This window comes from Agrobacterium tumefaciens (genome assembly GCF_009649785.1).
Taxonomy (GTDB): Bacteria; Pseudomonadota; Alphaproteobacteria; order Rhizobiales; family Rhizobiaceae; genus Agrobacterium; species Agrobacterium tumefaciens.
Genome location: NZ_WJOK01000018.1, coordinates 13,708 through 25,501 on the forward strand (window position 1 = coordinate 13,708; position 11,794 = coordinate 25,501).

Genomic DNA, 11,794 nt, shown 5'->3' on the forward strand with positions numbered 1-11,794 from the left:
GTCTACTCCAGATTTTGGACCTGCTCGCGGAACTGGTCGATAACCACTTTCAGCTCTATGCCTGCTGCGGTTACCGCACTGGCGTTCGATTTGGAACAGATTGTATTCGACTCGCGGTTAAATTCCTGTGCAAGAAAATCGAGCTTGCGGCCAACTGGCCCGCCATGAGCCAAAAGTTCGCGCGATGCCTGGACATGTGCGTGTAGCCGGTCGACCTCTTCGCGCAGATCCGCCTTGGTAGCGATCAATGCGGCCTCGGCGTGCAGACGGTCGCGATCGAGCCCGTGCATGCCATCGCCAATAAGGGCAATCTGCTGGGCAAGCCTTGCAGCGATCTGTTCCGGCTGGCGGGAAGGATCGTTTTCGATGAGGTTCACGAGTTGCTCGATCCTGTCGATCTGCCCGGACAGGATGGCAAACAGGGACGCCCCTTCCCGCTCGCGCATGTCCTTCAGCTTCTCGACGGCGGCGGCAAAGCCCGCAAGCACGTCGGCGTTGCGCGCGGCCTGCGCCTCGGCATCATCTTCCGCCTCGCGAAAATCGACGAGCCCGCGCAGCGACAGTAGCGTATCGAAGCTCAGCGGCTTGTCGTCGACGACGTCGCCCAGTTCTTTCTTGAGAGCGAGAACTGCGGCAAGAGCATCGCGGTTGATCACCGCCTCCAGCCGGTTTTCCGCAATCGCCAGCGTCAATCCCGCCTGAATATTGCCGCGGGAAAGATGCTGTGCCGCGATTTCCCGCAGGCCCGTTTCCAGCGCTTCCAGACCGTTTGGCAGGCGCAGGCGCACATCAAGCCCCTTGCCGTTCACCGAGCGCAATTCCCACGCCCAGCGGTAACGGCCGGAGGTTCCTTCGCTGCGCGCGAACCCGGTCATCGATTGCAATGTCATATTCAGAAAGCCCCCATCATGCCGTGCAAAAAACCGGGCCTTGTGATGACAAGGCCCGGTCAGAACTATCAGTTATTGGCCGGTTTTTCCGCCTCGGTGCCGCCGGGCTGACCATCCACGACAACATCGGGATTGGCGCCGGAAGCCGCTTTTTCGGCCTCGATCTTGCGCCAGCGGCGCACATTGGCGTTATGTTCGTCCAGCGTCTTTGCAAACACATGGCCGCCGGTGCCATCGGCAACAAAGTAGATGTCATCGGTGCGCCACGGGTTGGCAACCGCCTCGAGTGCGGCCCGGCCCGGATTGGCGATGGGAGACGGTGGCAGGCCTTTGATGACATAGGTGTTAAACGGCGTCTGCTTTTGCAGGTCCGACTGGTAGATCGGACGGTCGGACGGTTTGCCGTCGCCGCCGAAGAGACCGTAGATGATCGTCGGGTCGGATTGCAGGCGCATGCCCTTCTTCAGCCGGTTGTAGAACACCGAAGCGACATGGGCGCGCTCGTCGTCCTTGCCGGTTTCCTTCTCCACGATCGAGGCGAGCGTCACGAATTCCTCGACCGTCTTGATCGGCAGGTCGGGGTCACGACGTTCCCAGATCATGTCGATCAGCTTCTCCTGCGCCGCACTCATCTGGTTGATGATTTCCTCACGCTTCGTACCACGGGTAAAGCGATAGGTATCGGGGCGAAGGCTGCCTTCCGGCGGCAGGGTGGCGGGCAATTCGCCATCCAGCACCTCGTCGGCGGCAAGCCGCGCGAACATCTGCTTGACGGTCAGACCTTCCGGCAACGATACGGAATAAAGGATCGATTTGCCCGACTCCAAGAGCATCATGATATCCTTCATCGATGCGCCGGCCTTGATTTCGTATTCGCCCGCCTTCAGCGTCTGGTCCTTCTGCAGGTAGCTGCCCGTCATCAGGCGGAAGACACGGGCATTGGATACGACGTCATTGCGCTCGAGATTATTGGCGATCTCGATGAGGCCTGCGCCGTTGCGCACCGTGAAATGTGTGTTCGTCTGAAGCGGACCGGGCTCCTGGAACGCATTGATCATGTAATAGAAGGCTGCGACAGCAAGCACACAGACGGCAACCGCAAGCGTCATCAGAAAATTCAGGAAGATCACCAGCTGGCCATGGGCCTTGCGGGAGCGCTTCGGTGGAGCCGGCACTTTTTCCGGCCGAAGCGCTTCGGTCGGGGATTTCGGGATGATCGGGCCGCGATTGCCCTCACCCGCGCCGTCTCGTCCGTATGGTCCCTGGCTGTTCTGGTTCGTGTCGCTCACCGTCGGTCCTTTTCAGTTCGGCGTTGTCAGCGCTTTTTGCGCAGGTAATGCGGCAAAAACAGGTTCGGAATGCCTTCCTGCACCACATAGAGACATCGTGAAGACCTCATTGTCCTCCTTCACGAATCGTCGTTTCCGGCAAAGCCGGTCAAGGAAAGCCATCTGCGGCGGGAAATTCACCCGCAGCAGGAAATCATTCCGAAACCGGCAAACCGTCTTCCGTAAACGACTACAATATCGGCGCGAAAATCGAAATGGCTTTCGCGAGCCGCAATGCGTTCTTCAAAGAAGAGCGCTCTCAGGCACCCGGCGGGAGGGAGCCGCACCGCTTTAGGCGGTTTGCGGCGCCGGGTTTTCGTCGTGATTTATGCTTCGTAGCGACGCAGTACGAGGGAGGCGTTGGTGCCGCCAAACCCGAAGGAGTTCGACAAGGCGACGTTGACCTGCCTCTTGCGCGCCTTGTGCGGCACCAGATCGATCTTCGTCTCCACGTCGGGATTGTCGAGGTTCAGCGTCGGCGGAACGATGTTGTCGCGGATCGCAAGCGTGGCGAAAATCGCCTCGATAGCGCCAGCTGCTCCGAGAAGATGGCCGGTGGCCGACTTTGTGGAAGACATGGAAATCTTCGACGCCGCGTCACCAACCAGCCGCTCGACCGCGCCAAGCTCGATCGTATCGGCCATGGTGGAGGTGCCGTGGGCGTTGATGTAGTCGATATCGTCAGGCGTGAGGCCGGCGCGCTTCAGCGCCATCGCCATGCAGCGGTACGCGCCATCGCCATCTTCCGACGGTGCGGTGATGTGATAGGCATCACCGGAAAGGCCGTAACCGACGACTTCGGCATAAATCTTTGCGCCGCGCGCCTTGGCATGTTCCAGCTCTTCCAGAACGACGATGCCGGCACCTTCGCCCATGACGAAACCGTCACGGTCGCGGTCATAGGGACGCGATGCCTTCTGCGGATCGTCGTTATGCTGGGTGGAAAGCGCCTTGCAGGCGGCAAAGCCGGCAAGCGCGATGCGGCAGACCGGCGATTCGGCACCACCTGCGACCATGACCTCAGCATCGCCGAACGCAATCATCCGGGCAGCATCGCCGATGGCATGCGCACCGGTCGAGCAAGCCGTCACTACGGCGTGGTTCGGACCGCGCAGCTTGTGACGGATTGAGACGTGGCCGGAAACCAGGTTGATCAGACGGCCGGGAATGAAAAATGGAGAAATGCGGCGGGGGCCCTTGTCGCGCAGCGTATAACCCGCCTCGACAATACCTTCCAGACCGCCGATGCCGGAACCGATCAGAACGCCCGTGGCGATCTGGTCCTCGTCCGTTTCGGGATGCCAGCCGGCGTCCGCAAGCGCCATGTCGGCGGCGGCCACACCGTAAAGGATGAACGGATCGATCTTGCGCTGCTCTTTGAGTTCCATCCAGTCGTCGGCATTGAACGTGCCGTTAGAGCCATCGCCGACGGGAATGCGACAGGCAATCTTTGCGGGCAAGTCTTCGACTTCGAACTCAGTCACGAGACGGGCACCGTTCTGGCCGGCAAGCAGCCGTTCCCAGGTGATTTCCGTTCCGCATCCAAGAGGAGATACCATGCCGGTACCGGTGATAACGACACGCCTCATCGCCAACGCTCCGCCCTTATCCAAATCATCGGTCTTTTTGCAACGCCACACACCATGGAATGGCGGGAACAGGCGCTGCACCATTTTGAATGTCCGCATAATCTTCCGCAGGCCGGAGCCGGTTCGGAAACTTATGCATTCGTCAGGACGCACGTCTTTCGGGCGCGTTCTGTTTCACGATAAAATATTGGCCCGGACAAGCCGGGCCAAGACGGGAGGTTGTTACTCCTCCCCAATACAGGTCGATCAGGCCTGGGCCTTCTCGATGAACTTGACAGCGTCGCCAACAGTCAGGATCGAGTCAGCTGCGTCGTCTGGGATCTCGACGCCGAATTCTTCTTCGAAAGCCATGACCAGTTCAACGGTATCGAGCGAATCAGCGCCCAGATCGTCAATGAAGCTTGCGCCTTCAACAACTTTGTCGGCGTCGACGCCCAGATGATCAATTACAATTTTCTTTACGCGTTCTGCGATATCGCTCATGTCGGTTTCCTCGACCTTTATTTTGAAGGGAATGCCTTACGGCACCCTGCCCTGTTAGAAGCCCTCATGCGCCGTTCAAATCCGGCACTGCTGGCAAACCCGTTCAACCCGGTCCAAGCTAGACATCGTCGCGCAAAATCGCAACGGCTTCCTGTCTCTCCGGGACGACTGTTCACAGTCTTGGCCCGATTAACACGGTTTCAACCGGTCGAAAAGCCTGAAAACGCGCTAAGCACAACGTATGACAGGCAATTTCGCCGGAAACCGGCATGGAGGGTCTTGCGGCGCCCGACACCAAACAAGGTGCAGAAACAGCGCCGCAATCGTTTCAAGACGCCTTTCAGGTGGCGTCAGATCATCGCCATGCCGCCATTGACGTGCAAGGTCTGGCCGGTCATGTAGGCAGCTTCATTGGAAGCAAGATAAAGTACGGCCGAAGCGACTTCGGCGCCCGTTCCCATGCGCTTCATGGGAATGGCACCCATGATGGCGTCTTTCTGCTTGTCGTTCAGCTTGCCGGTCATCGCGCTTTCGATGAAGCCGGGCGCCACGCAGTTGACGGTGACGTTGCGGGTGGCGATTTCCTGTGCCAGCGACTTCGAAAAACCGATCATGCCGGCCTTGGAGGCGCAATAGTTCGCCTGGCCGGGATTGCCGGTGACGCCGACGATGGAGGTGATGTTGATAATGCGGCCGAAACGGCGGCGCATCATCGGATGCGTCAGTTCACGCGTCAGACGGAACATCGCGGTCAGGTTCACCTCGATGACGTTGTCCCAGTCCTCGTCGCTCATGCGCACGAACAGGCCGTCCTTGGTAATCCCGGCATTGTTGACGAGAATGTCCACGCCTTCCAGCTCGGCCTCGGCCTTTTCGCCCAGCGCCTTGACCTCGGCACGATCGGCAAGGTTGGCCGGGAAAATCTTGACGCGGTCGCCAAGTTCCGCCGCCAGGGCTTCGAGCTTTTCAACGCGCGTGCCGTGCAGGCCGACGGTTGCGCCCTGGCTGTGCAGAAGGCGGGCGATTTCCTCGCCAATGCCGCCGGTCGCGCCGGTTACGAGAGCCTTGCGGCCTGTCAGATCAAACATGTTCCGTTCCTTCTTTAGAGCAATTCCGCAAAAAGCCTTTTAGCGGAATTGCATCGGGAATTACCGTAAAACAAAAAGCCGATGCGGGGCGAAGCCCGTCTCAGCCGATAAGAGTGGCGAGAAGCTGGTCGATATCGGCAGCGCCGTTGACGGCAACGCCGTTCACCGTCTTGTCGATGCGACGGGCAAGACCCGTCAGCACCTTGCCCGAGCCGATCTCGTAAAGCTGCGTCACATTGTTGGCGGCGAACCATTCCACCGTCTCGCGCCAGCGCACCTGGCCCGTCACCTGCTCGACCAGCAAAGCGGCGATCTCATTGGCGTCGGAAACGGGGGCGGCACGCACATTGGCTATAACAGGCACAACCGGGTTATTCTTTTCGACAGCCGCCAGTGCCTCGCGCATGGCTTCCGCCGCCGGCGCCATCAGCGCGGAGTGGAAGGGCGCGGAAACCGGCAGCATGATGGCGCGCTTGGCGCCCTTTTCGGAAGCGATCGCAGCCGCCTTCTCGACAGCCGCCTTGCCGCCGGAAATGACCAGCTGGCCGCCGCCATTGTCGTTGGCGATCTGGCAGACGCCGAGAATGGCAGCCTCTTCACAAATTGCCGAAACAGCATCGTGCTCCAGCCCGATGATCGCTGCCATCGCGCCCTCGCCCACCGGCACGGCAGCCTGCATGGCATTGCCGCGGATGCGGAGAAGCCGTGCGGTATCGGCAACCGAGAAGGTGCCGGCAGCACAGAGCGCGGAATATTCACCGAGCGAATGGCCAGCGACATAAGAGACGGCGTCGGAGAGCTTCAGACCCCGCGCTTCCAGAACCCGCATGACCGCCATGGACACCGCCATGAGCGCCGGCTGGGCGTTGGCCGTCAGCGTCAGCGTTTCTTCCGGGCCATTCCACATGATGTCGGAAAGCTTCTGGCCGAGCGCGTCATCGACCTCCTGGAACACAGCCCGTGCTTCCGGATAGGTATCGGCGAGTTCCTTGCCCATGCCGATGGCTTGGCTTCCCTGACCGGGAAATGTGAATGCAATACCCATGGGATGTGGTCCTTCTTGTCTGGCCTTGCCTTTATTCTTTTCGACTTCCATTCACATTCCGGCCTGCGGAGTCAAGGCTTGAAGCCCTTCGGCACCCCATCGACGCGGTTTTGCCGATCTATTTTCCCCTTTCTTTTCATCATATTTTTTCTTGCACTGCGGCAATTCCCCATTACTTTCATGCCACCTTTCAAATATCTGGCCAAGCACCGGGACATTTCCATGAAACAGAGACTATTGGGCCGCACGGGCATTTCCGTGTCCGAAATTTGCCTTGGCACAATGACGTGGGGCACGCAGAACACTGAAGCCGAAGCGCATGCGCAGATGGATTACGCGCTGGAGAACGGCGTCAATTTCTTCGATACGGCCGAGCTTTACCCCACCACCCCCGTTTCCGCCGAAACGCAGGGACGGACGGAAGACTATATCGGCACATGGTTCGAAAAGACCGGCAAGCGCGACCAGGTCGTGCTCGCCACCAAGGTCGCCGGTTCCGGGCGTGACTATATTCGCGGCGGGCGCGATATTGATGCGAGCGCCATCCGCGAGGCAGTAGATACCAGCCTCACGCGCCTGAAGACGGATTACATCGACCTCTATCAGATCCACTGGCCGAACCGCGGCACCTATCACTTCCGCGGCGCCTGGAGCTTTGATGCTTCCGGTCAGGAAAAGGAGCGCACGCTTGCCGAGATAACCGAAAAGCTCGACACGCTCGGCGAGCTGGTAAAGGCCGGCAAGATCCGCGCTATCGGCCTTTCCAACGAAAGCGCATGGGGTACACAGAAATATATCGATATTGCCGAGGCCCGTGGCCTGCCGCGCGTCGCAACCATCCAGAACGAATATAACCTGCTCTATCGCAGCTTCGATCTCGACATGGCGGAAGTCGCGCATCACGAAGATGTCGGCCTGCTGGCCTACTCGCCGCTGGCGGCGGGGCTGCTCACCGGCAAGTATCAGAACGGCGCACGCCCTGCGGGCTCGCGCGGCACCATCAACAAGGACCTCGGCGGTCGCCTGCAGCCGCATCAGGAAGCGCCGGTCAAGGCCTATCTGGAGCTAGCCGCACAACACGGCCTCGATCCGGCACAGCTCGCCATCGCCTTCTGCCTGACACGCCCCTTCATGGCCTCCGCCATCATCGGCGCAACGACCATGGAGCAGCTGAAGGTGGATATCGCAGCAGCCGATGTGGCGCTATCGGAAGAGGTCCTGAAGGGTATTGCGGCGATCCATCGGCAATATCCGATGCCGATCTGACGACAGCGCAGCGCGCTTTTTCGCCTCCGGTCCTTGCATTCCGGGCAAAAATGGATATAAGCGCGCTGTTCACAACATCCGGTCCAATTGGCTGGTGGCTGAACGGAGGGCTGGTTTCGGTAACGAAACAGCAGGAACCATAAGGTTTTTCCGGCCTCCCGTGTCTCCGCTCTCGACCGTCTCGAACAACGCTTTTCTTGCTTTAAGGCTTCGCAGCCTAACCAGGAGCAGTCGTTGAGGCTTAGCGCCGTTGCCGGGTGAAGGACGAAACGCAAGAAAGGCAAAGCTAAATGGCTCTTTACGAACACATCTTCCTTGCCCGGCAGGATATTTCTGCCCAGCAGGTCGACGCACTTGTCGAGCAGTACAAGGGCGTTATCGAATCGTTCGGCGGTAAAGTCGGACGCGTCGAGAACTGGGGTCTGAAGTCCCTCACCTACCGCATCAAGAAGAACCGCAAGGCTCACTACGCTCTTATGGACATCGACGCTCCGGCGCCTGCGATCCACGAAATCGAGCGCCAGATGCGCATCAACGAAGACGTTCTTCGCTACATGACCATCGCCGTCGAAGCCCACGAAGAAGGCCCGTCCGCGATGATGCAGAAGCGCGACCGTGACGACCGTCCGCGCCGCGATGGCGACCGTCCGGATCGTGGCCCGCGTGAAGATCGTGGTCCCCGCGCACCGCGCGAAGGTGGCTTCGGCGACCGCGAAGACCGTCCGCGCCGTCCGCGCGAAGACCGTGCATAAGGAGAATTGACCAATGGCTGATACATCCTCTTCCCAGGCACGCCGCCCGTTCCACCGTCGTCGCAAGACGTGCCCCTTCTCCGGCGCAAACGCTCCGAAGATCGACTACAAGGACGTTCGTCTCCTGCAGCGCTACATTTCCGAGCGCGGCAAGATCGTTCCTTCCCGCATCACGGCCGTTTCCCAGAAGAAGCAGCGCGAACTCGCCCAGGCGATCAAGCGCGCCCGTTTCCTCGGCCTGCTGCCTTACGTCGTAGCGTAATGATTTGAAGCGAGGCCGCGCTTTGGCGCGGCCTCGTCTTCCACGATGCAACTGACTTTTAATTAGTAGGTTGCGAGTTCAAATCCTTCCGCGTTGGGCGCGGATCGATACCATAAAACCCATGTTGGGGACGACGATCCTGATTGGACCGGTCCTCTAACTGCTCAAGTTTCCAGCAGGACAGCGAAGTGCAAAAGTTGAACCAGACAGTGCTGATCACCGGCGTTCTCGCCGGCATATGCGCGGCGTTTCTAACGCTTGGCGCAACGGCACAGTCGTCCTTTTCCTTCCTGCTTTACGCCGGTTCCGCCATGCCCATCTTCATCGCCGGCATGGGCTGGGGCAATCGCGCAGCCGTCGTTGCGATCATCACCACGGCTATCATCGGCGCGCTCGTCATATCGCCGCTTTTCTCGCTGACCATTGCGATCTTCACGCTGATCCCGGCGGGCTGGCTTTCGCATCTTGCCAATCTGGCGCGCCCGGCCTCGGAACTCGGCGGCCCGGATGACCTGCTTGCCTGGTATCCGCTGTCCGGCATTGTCCTGCATCTCTGCCTTCTGGTTTCGGTTGCCGTCGTCATTCTCGGCTGGATGATCGGTTACGGTCCCGATCTCGTCGCGCGCATGGTCGATCTGATGATGACCTCCGTGCAGAGCCGCGAACCGCTGTTCGAACCCAATGTCGAGGCACTGGCGCAGACGAAGTCGCTGCTGGTTCTGATGCTGCCGATCGTTCAGGGCGGCCTGTGGGTCATCCTTTTGTTTGCTGCCTATTATTTCGCGGCCCGGCTGGTCGGTTCCTTCGGCAAGGGTCTTCGCCCACGCGAGGACATTCCTTCCGCGCTGCGCATGCACCGCAACGCCATCTTCGTTTTTCTCTGCGGCATCGTCGCCATGTTCTTCGGTGGCGTCGCCGCGATGGTCGGCGCAGTCGTCTGCGGCACCTTCGGCGCGGGCTTCCTGATGGCAGGTTACGCCTCGCTGCACAAACGCGCGCGTGGAAAGGACTGGCGTCTGCCGGTTCTCATCCTCGCCTATCTCTCGGCGGTCTTTGTCTTCCCGCTGCTTATCATTCTCGTTTTGGGATTGAGCGACGTGCGCAGCACGATCTCCCTCACCCCAACGCGGAAAACTGACAATACGAACGAAACCAACACATAGAAAGGATCAAGAAGATGGACGTTATTCTTCTCGAACGCATCAACAAGCTCGGCCAGATGGGCGAAACCGTAAAGGTTCGCGACGGTTACGCACGTAACTTCCTGCTGCCGCAGGGCAAGGCGCTGCGCGCCAACGCCGCCAACAAGACCCGTTTCGAAACCGAGCGCGCAACGCTTGAAGCCCGTAACCTGGAGCGCAAGTCGGAAGCCCAGAAGGTTGCCGAAGCACTCGAAGGCAAGTCCTTCATCGTCGTTCGCTCGGCTGGCGAAACCGGTCAGCTTTACGGTTCTGTTGCTGCTCGCGACGTCGTTGAAATCCTCGGCGCCGAAGGCTTCAACATCGGCCGCAACCAGGTTGAACTGAACACGCCGATCAAGACCATCGGCCTGCACAACGTTACCCTGCACCTGCACGCCGAAGTCGAGCTTCAGGTCGAGCTGAACGTTGCCCGTTCTGCCGAAGAAGCCGAGCGTCAGTCCAAGGGCGAAAGCCTCACCTCCGCCGACGCCATCTACGGCGTTGACGAAGACGCCCTGCGTCCGGAAGACTTCTTCGATCCGGAAGCTGACGGCAACGACGACGACGAATAAGATTTGGCCTTGTGGTCATAAGGAAAACCCCGGATGGCGACATCCGGGGTTTTTTTGGTTTTGTGACTGGAGTGTGCGGAGAGGTTACCCCCCCTCTGCCCTGCCGGGCATCTCCCCCACAAGGAGGGAGATCAGCAGGGCGATCCCACATCGCTAATAGCCGCAACGTTGAGGTTGTCGAGCGCAAGCCACAATTCGATCTCCACCCTTGTGGGGGAGATGTCCGGGAGGACAGAGGGGGCGCCTCTCGGCATACTCCAATAGCCAGACTACCTCGCCGCCGTCTCCGCCCCCTCAGGCGCCACGCTCTTGTCCACATGCACGACCACCGACATGCCCGGCGACAGATCCGCTGCCAGCGGCTGATCGGCGTCGATTGCGATACGCACGCCGAGACGCTGGGCGATCTTCACGAAATTGCCGGTGGCATTGTCGGGCTTGATGACAGCGAATTCCGATCCCGTGGCGGGCGAGAACCGCTCGACGCGGCCGTTGAGCTTGCGGCGATGCAGGGCATCCACCGAGATCGTCACCGGCTGGCCGACCTGCATGCCCGCGAGCTGGGTTTCCTTGAAATTGGCGATGACCCAGACATCGTGCGGCACAACCGCCATCAACTGCGTTCCGGCCGTCACATACTGACCGGTGCGCACGCCGATTTCGCCGAGCCTGCCGTCCACCGGCGCGTGAATTTCGGTATTGTCGAGATCGATCCTGGCGAGTTCGACCGCAGCCTCAGCATTGGCGACAGCGGCCTGCAGGGAACTGCGGTTAACGATGATCGTCTGCAAATCCTGCCGCGAGACCTCAAGTGCCGCTTTCGCCTGCGAGAGCGATGCCCTCGCCTTTTCAAGCGCGGCATGCGCCTCCTCCTGCAGGCTGGAGGTGCCGGCACCGCTTTTGATGAGGTTGTCCTGACGGTCTGATGCCAGTTGCGCCTGTTTCAGAGATGCCTGCGCGCTATCGACCGCCGCCTCGCTGGAACGGATATTGGCGTTGGCGGCGTTTTCCTGCTGGCGGGAATTGTCCAGTGCCGCTTTTTGCGTATCCAGCGCGGCTCCCGCCTGCGCCTGCTTCTGGCGGTAGATGCGGTCGTCGATCTTCGCCAGCAATGTGCCCTGTTTGACCTCCTGATAGTCCTTCACCGGCACATCCACGACATAACCGCTCACCTGCGGGCTCATCGTCGTCACGTAACCACGCACGAAGGCGTTGTCGGTCATTTCGACGGTGGAAAGGAATGGCGGCAGGCGCCATGCATAGAGCACCAGCGCGACGCCGGCGAGGCCACCGAGCAGAACGAGAATGGAAACGGGGGTAAAAATCTTCTTCAGCATA

At 59.9% G+C, this 11,794-nt stretch carries 12 protein-coding genes; 5 read left to right on the forward strand and 7 right to left on the reverse strand.

Features of this window, described 5'->3' with window-relative positions; genetic code table 11:
- Positions 1-2 precede the first annotated feature (2 nt).
- From GH784_RS18600 to fabD, 6 genes are all read right to left on the reverse strand, one after another.
- A complete protein-coding gene (locus GH784_RS18600) occupies positions 3-890 on the reverse strand; it encodes a YicC/YloC family endoribonuclease (RefSeq protein WP_065688184.1) in 888 nt (295 codons plus the stop codon).
- Between the two features lie 68 nt (positions 891-958).
- Positions 959-2,179 carry an endolytic transglycosylase MltG gene (gene mltG, locus GH784_RS18605; protein WP_003512383.1) on the reverse strand — a complete coding sequence of 407 codons (1,221 nt, stop codon included), beginning with the start codon at positions 2,177-2,179 and terminating at the stop codon, positions 959-961.
- A gap of 365 nt (positions 2,180-2,544) precedes the next feature.
- Entirely contained in the window at positions 2,545-3,807 is a 1,263-nt protein-coding gene (gene fabF / locus GH784_RS18610; protein ID WP_065661575.1) for a beta-ketoacyl-ACP synthase II, read from the reverse strand.
- A gap of 246 nt (positions 3,808-4,053) precedes the next feature.
- On the reverse strand, positions 4,054-4,290 hold the full coding sequence (locus GH784_RS18615; protein ID WP_003502080.1) for an acyl carrier protein: 237 nt from the start codon (positions 4,288-4,290) through the stop codon (positions 4,054-4,056).
- A 350-nt stretch (positions 4,291-4,640) separates the two neighbouring features.
- The gene (gene fabG, locus GH784_RS18620) at positions 4,641-5,378 is read right to left on the reverse strand and encodes a 3-oxoacyl-[acyl-carrier-protein] reductase (protein ID WP_003512379.1); all 738 of its coding nucleotides are present in this window, start codon (positions 5,376-5,378) and stop codon (positions 4,641-4,643) included.
- Positions 5,379-5,478: 100 nt separating this feature from the next.
- Entirely contained in the window at positions 5,479-6,423 is a 945-nt protein-coding gene (gene fabD, locus GH784_RS18625; RefSeq protein ID WP_065661162.1) for an ACP S-malonyltransferase, read from the reverse strand.
- A 222-nt stretch (positions 6,424-6,645) separates the two neighbouring features.
- On the opposite strand from fabD, the gene GH784_RS18630 reads away from it, so the two are divergent.
- The 5 genes from GH784_RS18630 (at position 6,646) to rplI (ending at position 10,456) form a co-directional block, all read left to right on the forward strand.
- Positions 6,646-7,689 (forward strand): aldo/keto reductase, encoded by a 1,044-nt coding sequence (locus GH784_RS18630; protein WP_025592963.1) that lies wholly within the window; start codon positions 6,646-6,648, stop codon positions 7,687-7,689.
- A 290-nt stretch (positions 7,690-7,979) separates the two neighbouring features.
- Positions 7,980-8,441, forward strand: a complete 462-nt coding sequence (gene rpsF / locus GH784_RS18640) for a 30S ribosomal protein S6 (RefSeq protein WP_003512373.1) — start codon at positions 7,980-7,982, stop codon at positions 8,439-8,441.
- 13 nt (positions 8,442-8,454) lie between these two features.
- Complete coding sequence (gene rpsR / locus GH784_RS18645) at positions 8,455-8,703, forward strand: 30S ribosomal protein S18 (protein WP_003496832.1); 249 nt, start codon at positions 8,455-8,457, stop codon at positions 8,701-8,703.
- Positions 8,704-8,891: 188 nt separating this feature from the next.
- Positions 8,892-9,866, forward strand: a complete 975-nt coding sequence (locus tag GH784_RS18650) for a YybS family protein (protein WP_025592960.1) — start codon at positions 8,892-8,894, stop codon at positions 9,864-9,866.
- A 14-nt stretch (positions 9,867-9,880) separates the two neighbouring features.
- On the forward strand, positions 9,881-10,456 hold the full coding sequence (gene rplI / locus GH784_RS18655; RefSeq protein WP_003512362.1) for a 50S ribosomal protein L9: 576 nt from the start codon (positions 9,881-9,883) through the stop codon (positions 10,454-10,456).
- A 269-nt stretch (positions 10,457-10,725) separates the two neighbouring features.
- Here the strand turns inward: rplI and GH784_RS18660 are convergent, their stop codons facing one another.
- Positions 10,726-11,793, reverse strand: a complete 1,068-nt coding sequence (locus tag GH784_RS18660; protein ID WP_003512361.1) for an HlyD family secretion protein — start codon at positions 11,791-11,793, stop codon at positions 10,726-10,728.
- Position 11,794: the final 1 nt, after the last annotated feature.